Source organism: Pseudomonas sp. c313, from assembly GCF_055407145.1.
Genome location: NZ_JBUZRD010000001.1, coordinates 248,255 through 268,439, shown reverse-complemented (window position 1 = coordinate 268,439; position 20,185 = coordinate 248,255). Strand labels below are relative to the sequence as shown.

Sequence of the window (20,185 nt, the reverse complement as noted above, 5' to 3'; positions counted from 1 at the left end):
CAACAAGAAAAGGGAGACACGCCATGTACCAATATTTCATCGAAGGGCTGCAACGCCTGGGCCGCGCGCTGATGCTACCGATCGCGATCCTGCCGATCGCTGGCCTGCTGCTGCGCCTGGGCGACACCGACCTGCTGAACATCGCCGTGATGCACGACGCAGGGCAAGCGATCTTCGCCAACCTGGCGTTGATCTTCTCCATCGGTATCGCCGTGGGGTTTGCCCGAGACAACAACGGCACCGCAGGCTTGGCCGGGGCCATTGGCTACCTGGTGATGATCTCTACCCTCAAGGTGATGGACGCCAGCATCAATATGGGCATGCTCGCCGGGATCGTCAGCGGGCTGATGGCCGGCGCGCTGTATAACCGTTTCAAGGACATCAAGCTGCCTGAATACCTGGCGTTCTTCGGTGGGCGGCGGTTTGTGCCGATTGTCACCGGTTTCTCGGCGGTCGGCCTGGGCGTGGTGTTCGGCCTGATCTGGCCGCCGATCCAGCATGGCATCAACAGCTTCGGCGTATTGCTGCTGGAAAGTGGCAGCTTCGGCGCGTTCATCTTCGGCGTATTCAACCGCCTGCTGATCGTCACTGGCCTGCACCATATCCTCAACAACATGGCCTGGTTTGTGTTTGGCAGCTTCACCGACCCGGTGACCGGCGCGGTGGTCACGGGCGATTTGACCCGCTACTTTGCCGGCGACCCCAAGGGCGGCCAGTTCATGACTGGCATGTTCCCGGTGATGCTGTTCGGCCTACCCGCAGCCTGCCTGGCGATGTACCGCAATGCCTTGCCGGAGCGGCGCAAGATCATGGGCGGGATCTTCCTGTCGATGGCATTGACCTCGTTCCTCACCGGCGTCACCGAGCCCATCGAGTTCGCCTTCATGTTCCTCGCGCCGCTGCTGTATCTGCTACATGCGCTATTGACCGGCCTGTCGATGGGCATCACTAACCTGCTGAACATCCACTTGGGCTTTACCTTTTCCGGTGGTTTTATCGACATGGTCCTCGGCTGGGGCAAGTCCACCAATGGCTGGCTGGTGGTGCCGGTGGGCCTGGCCTACGCGGTGGTCTACTACACGGTGTTTGATTTCTGCATCCGTCGCTTCAACTTGAAGACACCGGGGCGCGAAGACATACAGGTCGTGCGCACCGAAGTCATGACCGACAACCAGCGTGCCGGTGCCTACATTCGTGCGCTGGGCGGAGCTGACAATCTGCTCAGCGTGGGTGCCTGCACTACACGTCTGCGCCTGGACATGGTGGACCGCAACAAGGTGGTGGACGCCGAGCTCAAGGCATTGGGTGCCATGGCCGTGGTTCGCCCCGGCAACGGCGGCAGCTTGCAGGTGGTGGTAGGGCCGATGGCCGACAGCATTGCTGACGAGATTCGCCTGGCCATGCCGTCGTTTGTCGGAACGGCACCAGTGGTTGCTGCGCCTGTTGAAAAGAGCGCACCGGTCAATGTTCACGAGGCCGATAAATGGCTGAAGGCCCTGGGCGGTCGGGCCAATGTACTGCAACTGGATACCGTGGCCATGACGCGGTTGCGGGTGAAATTAGGGGATGGTTCGGTGTTGTCGCAATCCCAGCTCACGGCGCTTGGCTGCCAGGGTGTGAGCCGACTGGAAAGCGGCATTTGGCACTTGCTGATTGGTGACAAGGCATCGGGGTTGGGTGAGGCCTTGGAGCGGTTGGTCAGTGACCGTGAAATAGGAGCCCGAGCCTAAATCTCTACTGGCCATTCGGACTTCATCGCGGGCTAGCCCGAGATGAGGCCCTCACAGCCAACAAAAAACCCGCTGACCATTCAGGCCCAGCGGGTTTCTTTTTTTTACAGCCAGCGAATCAAAAATCCGCCAACTGCCACACCTCATAAGCCGGCGTCTCATAGGGATGGCTAAGCTTCAACGCAGCCACAACGGCCTTGATCAACTCATCCGCCACCACCAACTCAACCTTCCATTCCTCAACCACTTCAACCTGCCCCACCTGGCCGATAAACGGCTGGCTGCCGTCCATCGGGCGGAACTGGCCACGGCCCAGCACTTGCCAGGCGCAGCTGTCGTAGTGGCCGATGCGCCCGCCGCCAGCTGCGAAGACGGCGGTTTTCACCGTATCCACGTGACTGTCGGGCACAAAGAAGCCGAGCTTGTACACGGCCTTAGTTCACCCACACGCGGGCGTTGCGGAACATGCGCATCCACGCGCCGTCTTCGCTCCACTCTTCCGGGCGCCAGGAGTTCTGCACGGCACGGAATACACGTTCCGGGTGCGGCATCATGATGGTGACGCGACCGTCGCGGCTGGTCAGCCCGGTGATCCCGCGCGGCGAGCCGTTCGGGTTGGCCGGGTAGCCTTCGGTGACCTTGCCGTGGTTGTCGACGAAACGCATGGCCACACAACCGGACAAGTCAGCTTCCAGCAACGCTTCTTCGCTTTCGAACTCGGCATGGCCTTCACCGTGGGCGATGGCGATTGGCATGCGTGAACCGGCCATACCCCGCAGGAAGATCGAGTTCGATTCCTGCACCTGGACCATGGCCACACGGGCTTCGAACTGCTCGGAACGGTTGCGCACAAAGTGCGGCCAGAACTCGCTGCCCGGGATCAGTTCGCTGAGGTTGGACATCATCTGGCAACCGTTGCACACACCCAGGGTGAAGCTGTCATTGCGTTCGAAGAAGCCCTGGAACGCATCGCGGGCGCGGCTGTTGAACAGCGCCGACTTGGCCCAGCCTTCACCGGCACCCAACACATCGCCGTAGGAGAAACCGCCGCAGGCCACCAGGCCTTTGAACTCGTTGAGGTCAACGCGACCGGCGAGGATGTCACTCATGTGCACGTCAATCGCATTGAAGCCGGCACGGTCGAACGCAGCCGCCATTTCCACCTGGCCGTTGACGCCCTGCTCACGCAGTACGGCAACCTGTGGGCGAATGCCTTTCTTGATGTACGGCGCGGCGATGTCCTGGTTGACGTCGAAGCTGAGCTTGGTGCTCAGGCCCGGGTTGTCTTCTTCCAGGATCACGGCGAATTCCTGCTCGGCGCAGTCGACGTTGTCCCGCAGGCGCTGGATCTGGTAGCTGGTCTCGGCCCACTGGCGTTGCAGCAGACGGCGCTGGCCTTCAAAGACGGTTTCGCCATTGAAGACGATGTTGATTTCGCCGTTGTTGATCGGCTGGCCAACTACTGCCACGCAGTCGCCCAGGCCGGCCGCGCTGAATTGCGCAAGCACGTCCGGGGTGGCGTCCTGGCGAACCTGGATTACGGCGCCCAGTTCTTCGTTGAACAGAATCGCGGCGATGTCCGCGGATGTTTCCGCCAGGCCGTCGAGGTTCAAGCTCAGGCCGCAGTGACCAGCGAAGGCCATTTCCACGGCACTGGTCAGCAGACCACCGTCGGAACGGTCGTGGTAAGCCAGCAGGTGACCGTCGGCGTTCAGGCCCTGGATCACGGCGAAGAAGGCTTTCAGGTCTTCGGCGTCGTCAACGTCCGGCGCGTGCTTGCCGAGTTTGCCGTGAACCTGGGCAAGGATCGAGGCGCCCATGCGGTTCTGGCCACGGCCCAGATCGATGAGGATCAGGTCAGTGGTGCCCTTGTCCATGCGCAGTTGCGGGGTCAGGGTCTGACGAATGTCGGTGACCGGCGCAAAGCCGGTAACGATCAGCGACAGCGGCGAGGTGACGCTCTTGTCCACGCCTTCATCGTTCCAGCGAGTGGCCATGGACATGGAGTCCTTGCCCACCGGGATGGTGATACCCAGCTCAGGGCACAGCTCCATGCCGACTGCTTTAACGGTGTCGTATAGACGGGCGTCTTCACCTGGGTGACCGGCAGCGGACATCCAGTTGGCCGACAGCTTGATGTCAGAGATCTTGCCAATGCGCGAAGCGCAGATGTTGGTCAGGGTTTCACCGATGGCCATGCGGCCCGACGCTGGAGCGTCCAGCAGGGCCAGCGGCGTGCGCTCACCCATGGCCATGGCTTCACCGGTGTAGACGTCGAAGCTGGTGGCGGTGACGGCAACGTCGGCCACCGGAACCTGCCACGGGCCGACCATCTGATCACGGGCAACTAGACCTGTGATGGTGCGGTCGCCGATGGTGATCAGGAAGCTTTTGCTGGCAACGGCCGGGTGGTGCAGGACGCGCTCCACGCAATCGGCGATGGCCAGTGTCGACGGATCGAAGTCGTCGCCCAGTTCGATTTCGCGGACCGCCGAACGGTGCATGCGCGGGGCCTTGCCCAGCAGCACTTCCAGGGGCATGTCCACCGGGCTGTTGCCGAAGTGGCTGTCGGTGACCGTCAATTGCGGCTCGGCAGTGGCTTCGCCGACCACGGCAAACGGGCAACGCTCACGTTCGCAGATCGCCTGGAAACGCTCGAAGTCCGCAGGGCCAACGGCCAATACGTAGCGTTCCTGGGATTCGTTGCTCCAGATTTCGTGCGGGGCCATGCCCGGCTCGTCGTTTGGAATGTTGCGCAGCTCGAAGCGGCCGCCACGGTCGCCATCGTTGACCAGTTCCGGGAAGGCGTTGGACAAACCGCCTGCGCCGACGTCGTGGATGAAGCTGATTGGGTTCTTGTCACCCAACTGCCAGCAACGGTCGATGACTTCCTGGCAGCGACGCTCCATCTCTGGGTTTTCGCGCTGTACGGAAGCGAAGTCCAGGTCCGCCGAGCTGGTGCCGGTGGCCATGGAGGAAGCGGCGCCGCCACCCAGGCCAATCAGCATCGCTGGGCCGCCGAGGACGATCAGCTTGGAGCCGACGAGGATTTCGCCTTTCTGTACGTGTTCGGCGCGGATGTTGCCCATGCCGCCGGCCAGCATGATCGGCTTGTGGTAACCGCGCACTTCATCACCGTGAGGGGTGGTGATGGACTGCTCGAAGGTACGGAAGTAACCCGTCAGGGCCGGACGACCGAATTCGTTGTTGAACGCGGCGCCGCCCAGCGGGCCTTCGATCATGATGTCCAGTGCGGTAACGATGCGCTCAGGCTTGCCGTACGGCACTTCCCACGGCTGTTCAAAGCCCGGGATCTGCAGGTTGGACACGGTAAAGCCGGTGAGACCAGCCTTTGGCTTGGCGCCGCGACCGGTGGCACCTTCGTCGCGAATCTCACCACCGGAACCGGTGGCTGCGCCCGGGAACGGGGCAATTGCGGTCGGATGGTTGTGGGTCTCGACTTTCATCAGGATGTGCACCGGCTCCTGCACCGCGCCGTACTGGCGGGTTTCCGGGTCCGGGAAGAAACGGCCGGCAACACTGCCGACGATGACCGAGGCGTTGTCTTTATAAGCCGACAGAACGCCTTCGCTGTGCATCACGTAGGTGTTCTTGATCATGCCGAACAGGCTTTTTTCCTGGCTCTGGCCGTCAATGTCCCAACTGGCGTTGAAGATCTTGTGGCGGCAGTGCTCGGAGTTGGCCTGGGCGAACATCATCAATTCGATGTCGTGGGGGTTGCGCGCAAGACCTGTGAAGGCGTCGACCAGGTAGTCGATTTCGTCTTCAGCCAGGGCCAGGCCCAGTTCGGTGTTGGCTTTTTCCAGGGCTCGGCGACCGCCGCCGAGCACGTCAATCGCGGTTAGCGGCTTGGGCTCGGCGTGGCTGAACAGGCCGGCGGCCTGTTCCAGTTGGCTGACGATGATCTGGGTCATGCGGTCATGCAGGCTGCTGGCGATCAGCTCGGCCTCGGCATCGCTGAACTGGCCAGCGACGTAGAAGGCGATCCCGCGCTCCAGCCGCTGGATTTTTTCCAGGCCGCAGTTGCGGGCGATATCGCTGGCCTTGCTCGCCCAGGGCGAGATGGTGCCGAACCGTGGCAGGACCAGGAACAAGCGACCGGTGGGCTCTTGAACGGGAACGCTGGGGCCGTACTTCAGAAGACGCGCCAGCACTTGCTGTTCGTCGGCGGTCAAGACGCCGGTAACGTCGGCGAAGTGAGCAAATTCAGCATACAAGCCACTGACAGCCGGGACTTTCTGGCTCAGTTGCTCAAGGAGTTTGCTGTGGCGAAAGGCAGAAAGGGCAGGAGCGCCGCGCAGGATCAACATCTTCGGGACAGCCTCGGGAAGGGGTGTGCTTTGAGGCCGTGCATTCTAGCGTAAACCGCCGCCAACGGCACCCGAAACGGTACCTGTGGCCGCTGCCGGACGTCAGTTGGCCCGACCGCACGGCTGCCAGGACGCCATCCCGGTCATTTCAGGCAGTTATTTTAACCGTCACAATCGCGCGCCAAGGCCCGTTTCTGCGGGCTGCAGCTTAGGTTTCCGGGTACTAGCAGACAACAGCCACGCTGTCGATATATGGCGCCGAGGGTCCTTTGCGTATACTGCGCAGATGTTCTCCCCAACTGCTTTATGCCCGCGTTGCGCCAAATGGCTCTTCGCAATCGGACTCTTCCTGATGCTCAGCGCCTGTGTTGATAACCCCAGCGCGCTAGAGCGGATCAAGGAGGATGGCGTATTGCGGGTGATCACCCGAAACAGCCCGGCCACCTATTTTCAGGACCGCAACGGCGAAACCGGTTTCGAATACGAACTGGTCAAGCGCTTTGCCGAAGACCTGGGGGTGAAGCTGGAGATAGAAACGGCTGACAACCTCGACGACCTGTTCGGTCAGCTTGGCAAACCCAACGGCCCGGTACTGGCCGCCGCCGGCCTGGTCAGCAGCGAGCAGCGCCGACAACAGGTGCGCTTCTCCCACCCTTACCTGGAAGTCACCCCGCAGATCATCTACCGCAACGGCCAGTCCCGCCCTACCAACGCGACGGACCTGGTGGGCAAGAAGATCATGGTACTCAAGGGCAGCACCCACGCCGAGCAACTGGCCGAGCTGAAGCAGAAAAATCCCGCCATTGAATACGAAGAATCCGACGCCGTTGAGGTGGTCGACCTCTTGCGCATGGTCGACGAAAGTCAGATCGACCTGACCCTGGTGGACTCCAACGAAGTGGCAATGAACCAGGTGTACTTCCCCAACGTACGGGTCGCCTTCGACCTGGGCGATGCCCGCAACCAAAGCTGGGCCGTGGCCGCGGGTGAAGACAACAGCCTGCTCAACGAGGTCAACAGTTTTCTGGACAAGGTGGAGAAAAACGGCACCCTACAGCGTCTGAAAGATCGCTATTACGGGCACGTCGATGTCCTTGGCTATGTCGGCGCCTACACCTTCGCCCAGCATTTGCAGCAGCGCCTGCCCAAGTACGAGAAACACTTCAAGGCTTCGGCCAAGGAAGAAAAGGTCGATTGGCGGCTGTTGGCGGCCATCGGTTATCAGGAATCCCTGTGGCAACCGACGGTCACCTCCAAGACCGGCGTGCGCGGCTTGATGATGCTGACCCAGAACACCGCCCAGGCGATGGGCGTGTCCAACCGCCTGGACGCCAAGCAAAGTATCAAGGGTGGCGCCAAGTACCTGGCCATGATCAAGGGTGAATTGGACGACAAGATCCAGGAACCGGACCGCACCTGGTTTGCCCTGGCAGCCTACAACGTGGGCGGCGGCCATTTGGAGGACGCCCGCAAGCTGGCCGAGAAAGAAGGCCTGAACCCGAACAAGTGGCTGGACGTGAAGAAGATGCTGCCGCGCCTGTCGCAGAAGCAGTGGTACAGCAAGACCCGCTACGGCTACGCCCGGGGCGGCGAGCCAGTGCACTTCGTGGCCAACATCCGGCGCTATTACGACATCCTGACCTGGGTGACGCAGCCGCAGCTGGAGGGGAATCAGGTGGTTGAAGGCAACCTGCATGTGCCGGGTGTAGACAAGACAAAACCGGCCGAAGAAACCCCGCAGCTATAAAAATGCGGCCCCTCAAACAATGTAAAAATCTGTGGAAGCCAGACTTTGTGGCAGCCGGCTTGTTGTGGCGAGCGGGCTTGCCCCCTCGCCATTTGATTTGAACGTTAAAGTCCCGTAATCAAATGCACCACCCCACCCGCCAATACCATCACCCCTGGTACTCCCGCCGCCCGTAATGCCAGCTCATCCAAGCGCTCCGGATTTAGTAATTGCACCCGCACCCGAGTCAGCGCCACCCGCTGTTGCGACTTGAGGTTGTCAGCCCCCCCCAACGCACTCAACACGCCCGGCGCCAACGGCGTTTCGCCCACAGGTGCAACCACTGCCTGTGACGTCTCTGCAATCAAATCCGGCGTCAGGGCCTTCCAGAACGCCCGCTGCATTTTCTCGAACATACTCAGTTCTCCACAACCAATGAGGTTTCGACGGTGGCCGCGTGGTATTGGCGCAGGGCCTCACGTACCTGGACGGCCTCTTCCAGGCCAAGCACCTGGCGGGCGATCAACTGGCAGTCCGCCAGGTCCAGCTCGCGCACGGCGGCCTTGATGGTCGGGATCAGCGGCACGCTGACCGACAACTCATCCACTCCCAGCCCAATCAACACCGGCACCGCCAGCGCCTCCGACGCCAGCGCGCCGCAAACACCAACCCACTTGCCATGGGCATGGGCGGCCTTGACGGTGCTGGCGATCAGGCGCAGTACCGCCGGGTGAAGGCTGTCGGCCTGGATGGCCAGGCGCGGGTGATCGCGGTCCATGGCCAGGGTGTATTGGGTCAGGTCGTTGGTGCCGATGGAGAAAAAATCCACCTCTGGCGCAAACAGGTCGGCCATCAACGCCGCCGACGGTACTTCAATCATGATCCCCAGTTTAGGCAGTTGCGTAAGCCCCATGGCCAAGGCTTCCTCCTCAAGGATCTGCCGCGCCAGGCGCAGTTCCGAGAGCAGGCTGACCATCGGCAACATAATGTGCAGACGAGCAAAACCGGCACTGGCGAGGATCGCCCGGAACTGTTCGCGCAGCAGTTCCGGACGCTCCAGGCACAGTCGAATGCCCCGCAGGCCAAGGAACGGATTGCTCTCACTGTCCATCGGCACATAGGCCAGGGGCTTGTCCCCTCCGACGTCGAGGGTGCGCACCACCAGGTTGCGCTCCGGCCCCAGGGCCCGGGCGATGGCGCTGTAGGTGGCGGCCTGCTCCTCGGGGCTGGGCGCGCGGTTACGGTCCAGGTAGAGGAACTCCGAGCGCAGCAGGCCAACGCCTTCGCCACCCAGGGCCAGCGCTTGTTCCACCTCTTGCAGCGAGGCGACGTTGGCGGTGACTTCGACGCGATGACCGTCGCGGGTGATGGCGGCCAGTGAGGCCTGCGCCACCTCCTGCTGACGACGCAGAACCTGCTGTTGGCGGGAGACCTGCAATTGCTCGATCTCGGCCAGGTCCGGCTCCAGGTGCAATTCACCCTTGTCGGCATCCAGCAGGACTTGCTTGCCGTTCCTCAGGCTCAGCACCTGGACCGGCACGCCGCAAATGGCGGGCAACCCCAGGGCACGGGCAAGGATTGCGACGTGGCTGGTGGCGCCGCCGACGACGGTGACAAAACCCAACACCTTGCGGGTGTCGAGGCTGGCGGTTTGTGAAGGCGTCAGTTGTTCGGCGATGAGGATCGCCTGCTCCGGCAGGTCCCAGGCGTTGTCCTTGATCCCGAGGATCAGTTTCAGTACACGTTGGCCGACGTCTGCCAGGTCGGCGGCGCGCTCGGCAAGCAACGCGTTACCCAACCCCTGGAACAGGCTGGCAGTCGCTTCAGTGGCGCTGTTCCAGGCGAAGGCGGCGCTTTTGCCTTGCGCCAATAGGGCATCGGCTTGCTCCAGCAGGGTTGGGTCTTCCAGCAACTCCTGGTGGGCACGAAAAATTTCCGCCTGGGCGCTGCCGACGGCCTTGGCCTGCAAGCCTTGCAGCGCCTCGGTCGCGTGAAGCAGGCCACGATCCAGCGCGACGCGCTCAGCCGCTTCGCCAGTACCGGCTTCAGTGATGTTCAATTCAGGCTCGGCGACTTGCACCACTTGGCCGAACGCAGAACCAGGCGAAGCACACACGCCCCGCAGCAAGGTCGCCGAGCCAAGCGGTGCCGCTGGTTCGGCAATCTCGACGTGGGCAATTACCGTTTCCCCGCATCCTTCAGCCAGCAACACCACCAGGGCCTCGATGGCCGCATCGGCATCCTCACCCGCCGCACTCACCTGCAAGGTATCGCCCCGTACGGTCTGCAACGCCATGATCGCCACCAGCGACTTGGCATTCGCGCTCTGGGTTTGCTTGTGCAGGTAAATGCTCGCCTTGAAGCCCTTCGCCGCCTGGGCAAAAATCGCCGCCGGACGGGCGTGCAGGCCGTTGGCGTTGGGCAGTATCAGGGGTTTGGAGAACAGGGCGTCGCCCTCTTCTTCCACGGTTTCATCCGTGCAGCCTTCAGAGGTCACGCGCAACAAGGGTTGCCCAAGCACCACCAGGCCGCTGCCCGGTGTCAGCAGCGTGAAGGGCTCGCCGCTGACCACCAACATCAGGGTCAGCAAACTACGGGCGTTGAGCGCAACAAAATCGGCATCGAATTCAATCAACGGCTGGCCGGCCTCAACACGCCGACCTTCCTTGACCAGTCGGGTAAAACCCTTGCCCGCCAGGTTCACGGTGTCCAGGCCAATGTGTATCAGCACCTGGACTCCGTGATCATTGGTGACGCTCACCGCATGACCACTGTCCTGGATATTACTGATCACCCCGGCAAGGGGAGCGCAGAGAGTCTGCGAGGTCGGATCGATGCACAGGCCGTCGCCAATCAGGCGACTTGAGAACACCGGATCGGGCACCTGATCCAGGGCCATAAGCACCCCGGACAAGGGCGCCAGCAGTTCCAGGGGTTGGGTTGTGGTCATGATTTCACCTGTTGTTTTATTCTGTAAAAATCATTGATCGGAAAACTGTTACTTCCACCAATACTCAACCTGCACACCAAAGTTGGAACCATGCCGCGCCGTGCCATAGCTGCCGGTGTCGGACAGTGCCGAGCCCGCCGCCAGTTCATTGGCCGCACGCTTGGCTGCTTCGTTCCAGGTAGCGTAGGTGTAATACAAACGCACCTCCGGCCTTGCCCAGAAATCCGGGCCTTTAGGCGACCAGGTCGGGGCGAAGGTAAATTTGCTCAGCTTGCGGGTGCCGCCGGTGGCGTCCACTTGATCATGGCCCAACTCGGTGACCAGCTTGAACTGTTCAGTGATCGCATAGGCCGGGCGCACGCCAAGGGAAATCCAGGTCTGGTCCTGGCTGCCGGGGCGAATGTCTTTCTGGTAGACCGCCTCGATCTGGCCGCCAAACCGTGGTGTCACCTGCCAGTCGAAAAACTCCACCGCGCGGTAGCTTTTGCTGCTGTTGTCCAGGGCAGTATTACCGGTGTAGCCCAAGCCCGTGCCGGGACCTTCGCCGTACTGCAGAGCGAACTTGTTCTTGCCGCCAAGAAACGGCGTCTGCACATGCTGGGCAGTCAGCGCCCAACCGCTGTTGGCTTCGCGGCCGCCGGCTTTTTCGATGTAGCTCAAGCCCAGTTCCAGCTCGCCGCCAGGGTTGGTCTTGAAGCCTGCGACGTTGAAGTCGTGACGGGTGGCGTATTCCTTCTGGTACAGGTTGTCCTTGCGAGAAATGGCGTAACTGTATTTCAGATCGCCTATCAGCACGTCTTCGATACCGCCGCCTGTCGCGCTCTGGTTCCAGTAGTAGAAGTCGGAAATATGGATGTCATTACGTTTGTAGTAACGCCGACCGGCCCACAGCGAACCGCCGTTGAGGCTGGGCATGTTCGACCACTGCGCATACATCTGCGGCATGCGCGCCGAGCCGTTGTTTTCACCCTGGAACTTCAGCTCGCGATCGTACTTGTTGTACAGCGAAGCCATGGCGTCGACGCTGAGCACCGAGCCGTCATCAAGGGTGAACAGGTCCTGGCGCAATTCCAGCTCGGCATACTGTTCACATTCGTTGCCCAGACGGTATTTCGATTGCGCACCGGGCAGTTGGAAACACTGCTGTGGACCGCTGCCCGTTGAAGTCCCCGCGCCGCTACGCAAGTAACCTGCAAACTCCAAAGCCTGGGCCGCCAATGGCAACGTCAGACAGGATGCAACGAGGCCCAGCTTTATTGTTGTTCTCATGAAGCACTCCATTATTTTTATTGTGTTTTTTTGAAGCATTCCCTGCGTTTCCACGCAGGGGGTAATGCGATGTCTCAATCCTTCAGGTGCAGCACGAAGGATTCATACGGGCGCAGCGATATCTGGCCCGTACGCATCGGGCAATCGTCGTAGTTGCTGATCAGCACGCGTTGCTGGCTCGCGACGTTGATCACGCCGTCCGGCAATTGGATCTGGCACGGCGTACCGTAGAAGTTGTTGAGCACCAGCAAACGTTCGCCCTGGCCTTCGCGCAGGTACGCCCAAACCTGGGTGTGCTCCAGCAGCAGTTGGCGATACACGCCTTCTTGGATCAGCGGCTCAACGCGGCGCAGGGCAATCAGCGCACGGTAGTGATGCAGCACCGATTCAGGGTCGCCGAGCTGGTTTTCAACGTTGATCTGCGTCGCATTGGCGGGGATACCGATCCACGGTTCGCCGCTGCTGAAACCAGCGTTCGCCTGGGTATTCCACTGCATCGGCGTGCGGCCGTTATCGCGGGACTTCTGCATGATCGCCGCCATGCTGCCGGCCTCGGACTCACCGGCTTCGCGCTTGAGTCGATAGATGTTCAGGGTCTCGACGTCGCGGTACTGCTCGATTGTGTCGAAGCCCGGATTGGTCATACCCAACTCTTCGCCCTGGTAGACAAAAGGCGTGCCCTGCAAAAGGTGCAGCGCGGTGCCGAGCATCTTGGCCGAGACCACCCGGTGCTCGCCGTCATCGCCAAAGCGCGAGACCACCCGTGGCTGGTCGTGGTTACACCAGAACAGCGCGTTCCAGCCGCCGCCGGCCTGCATGCCCAGTTGCCAGTCGGAAAGAATCTGCTTGAGTTGAAGGAAGTCGAAGTCAGCCCGCACCCACTTTTGCAGGTTCGGATAATCCACTTTCAGGTGATGAAAGTTGAAGGTCATCGACAGCTCTTTCGACGCAGGACTCGAATAGCGAATGCAGTGTTCAAGACTGGTGGAGGACATCTCGCCGACGTTGATCAGGTCATGGCCTTCGAAGACTTCGCGGTGCATTTCCTGCAGGTACTCGTGCACGTTCGGGCCGTCGGTGTAGAAGCGCCGACCGTCGCTGTTGTCTTCAGGAAAGTCCGCTGGTTTGGAGATCAGGTTGATCACGTCCAGGCGGAAACCGCCGACGCCCTTGTCGCGCCAAAAGCGCATCAGCTTGAACACCTCGGCGCGCACGTTGGGGTTTTCCCAATTGAGATCGGCCTGGGTGTGGTCGAACAGGTGCAGGAAGTACTGGCCGGTTTGCGCCTCGTATTCCCAGGCCGAGCCGCCGAACTTGGACTCCCAGTTGTTCGGCTGGTCGCGCCAGATGTAGAAGTCGCGGTACGGGTTGTCGAGGCTGCTGCGGGCCTGCTGGAACCACTCGTGTTCAATGGAGGTGTGGTTGACCACGATGTCCAGCATCAGTTTGATGCCGCGCTTGGCCGCTTCGCTGATCAGCAGGTCGCAGTCGGCCATGGTTCCGTAGCTGGGGTCGATGGCGTAGTAGTCGCTGATGTCGTAGCCGTTGTCGCGCTGGGGCGAGCGCAGGAACGGGGTGATCCACAGGCAATCGACGCCCAGCCACTTGAGGTAATCGAGCTTGCCCACGACGCCCAGCAGGTCACCGGTGGCATTACCCGCGTGGCTGTGGAAGCTTTTGGGGTAGATCTGGTAGATCACCGAGTATTGCCAGTCTTGCATGGTGGGTTCCTCAATTTGGATAAACGCAACCTCGCGTAGGAGCTGTCGAGATCAGGCGACCCGATACCCCGGCCGAACAATCTTCATGCTCAACGCGCAGGTCAAAACAAACGGCACGACAATCGCGACAACCATGCCAATGACAAACACCGGGATGTACTGCGGCATGATCGAAATAAATCCAGGCAAGCCGCCAACACCGATGGCCGAGGCCTGGACCTTGTTCAGCGACAGGAAAATGCTGCCCAGTCCCGACCCAAGCAAGGCGGCATAAAACGGGAATTTGAAGCGCAGGTTGACGCCAAACATTGCCGGTTCAGTGATGCCGAAATAAGCCGAAATCGCCGAGGTCGACGCCATGCTTTTGTCGCGGGCATTGCGGCTCATGTAGAACACGCCCAGCGCCGCGCTGCCCTGAGCCAGGTTGGACATGACGATCATTGGCCAGATAAAGGTGCCGCCCTGGGTGGAGATCAGTTGCAGGTCCACGGCGAGGAACATGTGGTGCATGCCAGTGACCACCAGCGGCGCATACAACAGGCCGAAAATCGCTCCGCCCACCATCGGCGCCAGGTCAAACAGGGTGACCACGCCTTCGGTAATCAGGATGCCCAGGTGACGGGTCACCGGGCCAATGATCGCCAGTGCCAGCACGCCGGTAATGACAATGGTAGTGATGGGGACGACCAACAGTTGAATCGCGTTTGGCACCCGCGCCCGTAGCCATTTTTCAATGACGCTCATGACGTAGGCAGCCATCAGGATCGGCAGGATTTGCCCCTGGTAACCGACTTTCTCGATCTGGAACCAGCCGAGAATATCGAAGTACGGCAGGCTCTGGCCGTCGAGGCCGGCCACCGCCTTGCCGTAGTTCCAGGCGTTGAGCAAATCGGGGTGAACCAGCATCAGACCCAGGACGATGCCGAGGATTTCACTGCCGCCAAAGCGCTTGGCCGCCGACCAGCCCACCAGCGCGGGCAAGAATACGAACGAGGTATTGGCCATCAGGTTGATCAGGCTCCACAGGCCATCCAGATTCGGATAGGCCTCCAGCAGCGTCTTGCCCTCGATGAACATGCCCTTGGCGCCCATCAGGTTGTTCACGCCCATCAACAGACCGGCAATGATCAGCGCGGGCAGGATCGGCATGAACACGTCGGAAAACACCCGCACCAGGCGTTGCATTGGGTTGATTTTTTCAGAGCCCTTCTGCTTCACGTCGGCGATGGTCGAGGCGCCAAGGCCGGTCTGTTCCCGCAGGGCGGCGTAGACCTTTTCCACTTCACCGGGGCCGATGACGATCTGGAACAGACCGCCAGTGAAGAACGAACCCTTGACCAGGTCGATCTGGTTCAACTCGCCGCTGTTGGCCAGGCTCGGGTCCTTGAGGGCCAGGCGCAGGCGGGTCACACAGTGGGCAGCTTGCTCAAGGTTGTCGCTGCCACCGAGGCCTTGCAGAATCTCGCGGGCAATATTGGAGTAGTCGTGGCTCATGCTTGGTATCCACTTTGATTTTTTGTTATTGGGGGCAGTCATTGGCAGCACGCCCAGGAGAAAATTACTCGTACAGACGAGTTAAAGCAATAACTCGTCTGTACGAGTTACAAATTATAAATTTCCTGTAGGAGCGAGCTTGCTCGCGAAGAACGTTAACGATAACGCGTGCATCCTGGATAAACGCGGTGCCCTTGCGCTCTTCGCTAGCAAGCTCGCTCCTACAGAGGGCGCAAATATCCATGGGCCCAATGGACAAACCACAGCTCTGCCTCTAAGGTTCCTGCCTTAAACGCAAACGCGGCACAGAGCCCTACCCATGAGCAAATACAACCAGATCTATACCGATCTGCTTGCCAGCATCACCACCGAACGCCTGCAACGCGGCACGCGCCTTCCCTCCGAAACCGAATTAATGGACACCTACCATGCGAGCCGTGGCACGGTGCGTCGGGCTATCGAGCAGTTGCAGGAGCGCGGTTTTGCGCAAAAGATTCACGGCAAGGGCACCTTTGTGCTGTCGCCCAACCCCATCGAATTTCAGTTGGGCGGGATTGTCAGCTTTCGCGAAACCCATGCAGACTTGGGAGATGACGTCAGCACCGAGGTCGTCGAGTTCAGCCAATTCCCACTGGAAGGCTCGCTGCTGCAACACATCGAAGCCGCAGCCGGCAGCCTGATCACCCGAATCAAGCGGGTACGGCGCATCGACGGCAAGCGGGTAATCCTGGACATCAACCACTTCGTCGCCGACCTGATCCCTGGGCTGGACCGGGCCATTGCCGAGCAGTCGATCTACGCCTTTATCGAACAGACCCTGCAACTGCAAATCAGCTACGCCCAGCGCACCATCGAAGCACTGCCGAGGGGCAAGGATGATCAGTTGCACCTAGACCTGGACGGCCAGAGCCATGTGATCGTGGTGAGTAACCAGACGTTTTTGCAGGATGGGCGGCAGTTTGAGTACACCGAGTCGCGGCATACGCTGGACAAGTTTTACTTTTCGGATATTGCGCGGCGTTGATACCCAATACATTTCCCAGAAACACAAAACCCCAGCCAAGGCTGGGGTTTTGTTGTGTAGCCAGCGCCTGGCTCAGCAGGCGCTAACGCAGGATTACTCCCACTCAATGGTCGCCGGCGGCTTGCTCGACACGTCATAAGTAACGCGGGAGATGCCTTCGATTTCATTGATGATACGGCCGCTGACGGTTTCCAGCAGTTCGTACGGCAGGTGTGCCCAACGGGCGGTCATGAAGTCGATGGTTTCCACCGCACGCAGGGCCACAACCCAGGCGTAACGACGGGCGTCACCGACCACGCCGACCGATTTCACCGGCTGGAACACCACGAACGCTTGGCTGACCTTGTGGTACCAGTCGGCCTTGCGCAGTTCTTCGATGAAGATGTGGTCGGCACGACGCAGCAGGTCGGCGTATTCCTTCTTCACTTCACCGAGAATCCGCACGCCCAAGCCTGGGCCTGGGAATGGGTGACGGTAGACCATGTCGTACGGCAGGCCCAGCTCCAGACCCAGACGACGGACTTCGTCCTTGAACAACTCACGCAGCGGCTCTACCAGCTTGAGGTTCATTTCATCAGGCAGGCCACCGACGTTGTGGTGGGACTTGATCACATGGGCCTTGCCGCTCTTGGCGCCCGCCGACTCGATCACGTCAGGGTAGATGGTGCCCTGGGCGAGGTACTTGATGTTGTCCAGGCTGTTGGACTGGGCATCAAACACGTCGATGAAGGTGCGCCCAATGATCTTGCGCTTCTTCTCCGGGTCCGACTCGCCGGCCAGATTGTTGAGGAACTGCTCCTCGGCGTTGGCGCGGATCACCTTGACGCCCATGTTCTCGGCGAACATGGCCATCACTTGCTCGCCTTCGTGCAGACGCAGCAGGCCGTTGTCGACGAAGACGCAGGTCAGTTGGTCGCCAATGGCCTTGTGCAGAAGCGCAGCAACTACCGAAGAGTCAACGCCGCCGGACAGGCCCAGCAGGACGTTGTCGGTGCCAACCTGGGCACGGATGTTGGCGATGGCGTCTTCAGCGATTTTCGACGGGGTCCACAGCGCTTCGCAGCCGCAGATGTCGAGGATGAAGCGCGAGAGTATGCGACCGCCCTGCTTGGTGTGGGTCACTTCCGGGTGGAACTGCACGCCGTAGTAGCCACGCTCGTCGTTGAACATGCCGGCAATCGGGCAGCTCGGGGTGCTGGCGAGGATGTGGAAATCCTCTGGCATTTTGGTGACCTTGTCACCGTGGCTCATCCACACGTCGAGGCCGAACAGGCCGTCGGCGTCGATGTGGTCTTCGATGCCGTCCAGCAGGCGGCTTTTGCCAACCACGTCGACACGGGCATAACCGAATTCACGCAGCTCGGAACCTGCGACCTTGCCGCCCAGTTGCTCGGCCATGGTCTGCATGCCGTAGCAAATACCGAAAACCGGCACGCCCAGGTCAAACACGGCTTGCGGGCAACGCGGGCTGTTGGCTTCGTGCACGGACTCAGGGCCGCCGGCGAGAATGACGCCTTTTGGAGCGAACTCGCGAATCGCTTCGTCGTCCATGTCGAACGGATGCAGTTCGCAGTACACACCGATTTCACGCACGCGGCGGGCGATCAGTTGGGTGTACTGGGAACCGAAGTCGAGGATCAGGATGCGGTGGGCGTGAATGTCGAGGGCCATGGAGTCAGTCTCGTCTATGGAATTCAGAAACAACTCGGGGCTGAATAAAACAGCCCCGGTTACTTAACGTTTTGCTGGAAGCATCAACCTACGCGGTAGTTCGGCGCTTCTTTGGTGATCTGTACGTCGTGGACGTGGGATTCGGCCATGCCGGCACCGGTGATCCGCACGAACTCTGGCTTGGTGCGCATTTCTTCGATGTCGGCACTGCCGGTGTAGCCCATCGAGGAACGCAGGCCGCCCATCAGTTGATGGATGATAGCGCCCAGGGTGCCCTTGTACGGAACACGCCCTTCAATGCCTTCTGGTACCAGCTTCTCGGCGCCCGCGGAGGAGTCCTGGAAGTAACGGTCGGAAGAACCTTGCGCCTGGGACATTGCTCCCAGGGAGCCCATACCACGGTAAGCCTTGTAGGAACGGCCCTGGTACAGTTCGATCTCGCCGGGTGCTTCTTCAGTACCCGCAAACATCGAGCCCATCATCACGCAGGAAGCACCGGCAACGATGGCCTTGGACAGGTCACCGGAGTAACGGATACCGCCGTCGGCGATCAACGGCACGCCGGTGCCTTCAAGGGCCTCGGCGACATTGGCGATGGCGCTGATTTGCGGTACGCCGACACCGGCGACGATACGGGTGGTGCAGATCGAGCCAGGGCCGATACCGACCTTGACTGCGTCAGCGCCCGCTTCAACCAATGCCTTGGCAGCAGCACCGGTAGCAATGTTGCCGCCGATCACTTGTACTTCAGGGAAATTCTCTTTGACCCAGCGAACGCGGTCGATCACGCCTTTGGAGTGACCGTGGGCAGTGTCGACCACCACCACGTCAACACCGGCAGCCACCAGGGCCGAGACGCGCTCGCCAGTGTCTTTACCCGTGCCGACCGCAGCACCTACACGCAGACGACCTTGATCGTCCTTGCTGGCCAGCGGGTACGCCTTGGCTTTTTCGATGTCGTTGACAGTCATCATGCCTTTGAGGGCGAATTTGTCGTCGACGATCAGCACGCGCTCGATGCGGTGCTTGTGCAGCAATTCGCGAGCGTCGTTCTTGTCGGCGCCTTCCTTGACCGTGACCAGACGTTCTTTAGGCGTCATCACTTCGCGGACAGTGGCTTCCAGACGGTTTTCGAAACGCACGTCACGGGAAGTGACAATGCCAACGAGGTCGCCATTATGAAGCACCGGAACACCGGAGATGTTATGCAGGCTGGTCAGTTCGAACAGCTCACGAACGGTGGCGTCGGCCTCGATAGTGATCGGGTCCTTGACCACACCGGCTTCGTAACGCTTGACCTTGCGCACTTCGGCAGCTTGCTGCTCGATGGTCATGTTCTTGTGGATGATGCCGATGCCGCCTTCCTGAGCCATGGCGATGGCCAGACGGGCTTCGGTGACGGTGTCCATGGCAGCGGAAACCAGGGGAATATTCAGCTCGATGCCACGGGTTAGGCGGGTCTTGAGACTGACTTCGTTAGGAAGCACCTCGGAATAACCGGGCACTAGGAGAATGTCGTCGAATGTCAGAGCTTCTTGGCTGATACGCAGCATCGCGGGGGCTCCCGAGCGGGAAAATGGAAGCGCGCCATTATACTCAGAGACCTACCAGGGCTCAATGTAAAACTCTGACATTATTGGTAATACTGATAGAAGGAAAAAAGATTGGTTTAAAGCTCGACTTTGACCCAGCTCATTTTCTGGTCGAGCCAGTCGGCAAATTCGTCGATAAAACTCTGCTTGAACCCCGCCTCCGCCCAGTTGTTGAAGATGAAGCCCAGGTTGGAAAAGCCACATTCCTGCAGGAACAGAAAACCGTTGATGTCGTCTTCATGGCCACACAACGGGCAGGTGAAGTTATCGGTGTGGCCAGGCATCCAGTCTTCCAGGCTGTCGAACAGCGCTTCGCCGACTTCCTTGAGGCATTCCGGGCAGCCGGCTTCTTCGAGAAAACCCTTGGCCGGGGTGTAGATGCAGCGCTTGTAGATAATTTCCAGGCCATTGACCGGTTCGTTGAACGGCAGCGCTTCGGGGTGCAGCACCACGGCGCGGGCACCGTCGGCGATGGCGTAGGCCATACGGCTGCCAGTGCGACCGCAGGTGGTGAGTTCTTCCTTGACGATGTTCTTGCGCACCAGCCAGCGCACAATCGCCCGGGCCCGTGGTTCGTGGACGGGCAATGTGGAGATTTTCGGGACTAGGATGCTTTGGGAATTCATGAGGCCTGGATGTCCTGCGGTGTGGCTTCTGGCCGAAAGGACGGCAGCTTA

The 20,185-nt window shown here is 60.4% G+C and carries 13 protein-coding genes; 3 read left to right on the top strand and 10 right to left on the bottom strand.

Annotated features, from left to right (window positions below; all coding sequences use genetic code 11):
* The first annotated feature begins 23 nt into the window (after nt 1-23).
* A complete protein-coding gene (gene nagE / locus ACZRKZ_RS01315; protein WP_463980489.1) occupies nt 24-1,730 on the top strand; it encodes an N-acetylglucosamine-specific PTS transporter subunit IIBC in 1,707 nt (568 codons plus the stop codon).
* Nucleotides 1,731-1,848: 118 nt separating this feature from the next.
* Here nagE and ACZRKZ_RS01310 read toward each other — a convergent pair whose 3' ends face one another.
* Together ACZRKZ_RS01310 and purL are read right to left on the bottom strand one after the other, a co-directional pair.
* A complete protein-coding gene (locus ACZRKZ_RS01310) occupies nt 1,849-2,160 on the bottom strand; it encodes an NGG1p interacting factor NIF3 (protein ID WP_463980488.1) in 312 nt (103 codons plus the stop codon).
* 4 nt (nt 2,161-2,164) lie between these two features.
* On the bottom strand, nt 2,165-6,061 hold the full coding sequence (purL, locus tag ACZRKZ_RS01305; RefSeq protein WP_463968146.1) for a phosphoribosylformylglycinamidine synthase: 3,897 nt from the start codon (nt 6,059-6,061) through the stop codon (nt 2,165-2,167).
* 286 nt (nt 6,062-6,347) lie between these two features.
* Here purL and mltF point away from each other — a divergent pair, with 286 nt between their 5' ends.
* A complete protein-coding gene (mltF, locus tag ACZRKZ_RS01300; protein WP_463980487.1) occupies nt 6,348-7,808 on the top strand; it encodes a membrane-bound lytic murein transglycosylase MltF in 1,461 nt (486 codons plus the stop codon).
* Between the two features lie 104 nt (nt 7,809-7,912).
* Here mltF and ACZRKZ_RS01295 read toward each other — a convergent pair whose 3' ends face one another.
* From ACZRKZ_RS01295 to treP, 5 genes are all read right to left on the bottom strand, one after another.
* Complete coding sequence (locus ACZRKZ_RS01295) at nt 7,913-8,203, bottom strand: PTS transporter subunit EIIB (RefSeq protein WP_463980486.1); 291 nt, start codon at nt 8,201-8,203, stop codon at nt 7,913-7,915.
* 2 nt (nt 8,204-8,205) lie between these two features.
* Nucleotides 8,206-10,737: a phosphoenolpyruvate--protein phosphotransferase gene (ptsP, locus tag ACZRKZ_RS01290; RefSeq protein WP_463980485.1), complete on the bottom strand. Its 2,532-nt coding sequence runs from the start codon at nt 10,735-10,737 to the stop codon at nt 8,206-8,208.
* Between the two features lie 48 nt (nt 10,738-10,785).
* Complete coding sequence (locus tag ACZRKZ_RS01285) at nt 10,786-12,006, bottom strand: maltoporin (RefSeq protein ID WP_149411619.1); 1,221 nt, start codon at nt 12,004-12,006, stop codon at nt 10,786-10,788.
* Between the two features lie 74 nt (nt 12,007-12,080).
* Nucleotides 12,081-13,727: an alpha,alpha-phosphotrehalase gene (gene treC / locus ACZRKZ_RS01280; protein ID WP_463980484.1), complete on the bottom strand. Its 1,647-nt coding sequence runs from the start codon at nt 13,725-13,727 to the stop codon at nt 12,081-12,083.
* A gap of 51 nt (nt 13,728-13,778) precedes the next feature.
* Entirely contained in the window at nt 13,779-15,221 is a 1,443-nt protein-coding gene (gene treP / locus ACZRKZ_RS01275; protein ID WP_463980483.1) for a PTS system trehalose-specific EIIBC component, read from the bottom strand.
* Between the two features lie 319 nt (nt 15,222-15,540).
* Between treP and treR the strand changes: the two genes are divergently transcribed.
* On the top strand, nt 15,541-16,245 hold the full coding sequence (treR, locus tag ACZRKZ_RS01270; protein WP_463980482.1) for a trehalose operon repressor: 705 nt from the start codon (nt 15,541-15,543) through the stop codon (nt 16,243-16,245).
* Between the two features lie 93 nt (nt 16,246-16,338).
* On the opposite strand, the gene guaA is transcribed toward treR, so the two are convergent.
* From guaA to ACZRKZ_RS01255, 3 genes are all read right to left on the bottom strand, one after another.
* A complete protein-coding gene (gene guaA, locus ACZRKZ_RS01265) occupies nt 16,339-17,916 on the bottom strand; it encodes a glutamine-hydrolyzing GMP synthase (protein WP_133102103.1) in 1,578 nt (525 codons plus the stop codon).
* An 83-nt stretch (nt 17,917-17,999) separates the two neighbouring features.
* Nucleotides 18,000-19,469, bottom strand: coding sequence for an IMP dehydrogenase (guaB, locus tag ACZRKZ_RS01260; protein WP_133102102.1), 1,470 nt, complete (start codon nt 19,467-19,469; stop codon nt 18,000-18,002).
* 116 nt (nt 19,470-19,585) lie between these two features.
* The gene (locus tag ACZRKZ_RS01255; protein WP_133102101.1) at nt 19,586-20,134 is read right to left on the bottom strand and encodes a sugar ABC transporter ATPase; all 549 of its coding nucleotides are present in this window, start codon (nt 20,132-20,134) and stop codon (nt 19,586-19,588) included.
* Nucleotides 20,135-20,185: the final 51 nt, after the last annotated feature.

Excerpts from the sequence above, each read along its gene's own strand:
- nagE (WP_463980489.1), top strand. The coding sequence starts at position 24 with ATGTACCAATATTTCATCGAAGGGCTGCAACGCCTGGGCCGCGCGCTG.
- purL (WP_463968146.1), bottom strand. The coding sequence starts at position 6,061 with ATGTTGATCCTGCGCGGCGCTCCTGCCCTTTCTGCCTTTCGCCACAGC.
- mltF (WP_463980487.1), top strand. The coding sequence starts at position 6,348 with ATGTTCTCCCCAACTGCTTTATGCCCGCGTTGCGCCAAATGGCTCTTC.
- ACZRKZ_RS01295 (WP_463980486.1), bottom strand. The coding sequence starts at position 8,203 with ATGTTCGAGAAAATGCAGCGGGCGTTCTGGAAGGCCCTGACGCCGGAT.
- ptsP (WP_463980485.1), bottom strand. The coding sequence starts at position 10,737 with ATGACCACAACCCAACCCCTGGAACTGCTGGCGCCCTTGTCCGGGGTG.
- ACZRKZ_RS01285 (WP_149411619.1), bottom strand. The coding sequence starts at position 12,006 with ATGAGAACAACAATAAAGCTGGGCCTCGTTGCATCCTGTCTGACGTTG.
- treC (WP_463980484.1), bottom strand. The coding sequence starts at position 13,727 with ATGCAAGACTGGCAATACTCGGTGATCTACCAGATCTACCCCAAAAGC.
- treP (WP_463980483.1), bottom strand. The coding sequence starts at position 15,221 with ATGAGCCACGACTACTCCAATATTGCCCGCGAGATTCTGCAAGGCCTC.
- treR (WP_463980482.1), top strand. The coding sequence starts at position 15,541 with ATGAGCAAATACAACCAGATCTATACCGATCTGCTTGCCAGCATCACC.
- guaA (WP_133102103.1), bottom strand. The coding sequence starts at position 17,916 with ATGGCCCTCGACATTCACGCCCACCGCATCCTGATCCTCGACTTCGGT.
- guaB (WP_133102102.1), bottom strand. The coding sequence starts at position 19,469 with ATGCTGCGTATCAGCCAAGAAGCTCTGACATTCGACGACATTCTCCTA.
- ACZRKZ_RS01255 (WP_133102101.1), bottom strand. The coding sequence starts at position 20,134 with ATGAATTCCCAAAGCATCCTAGTCCCGAAAATCTCCACATTGCCCGTC.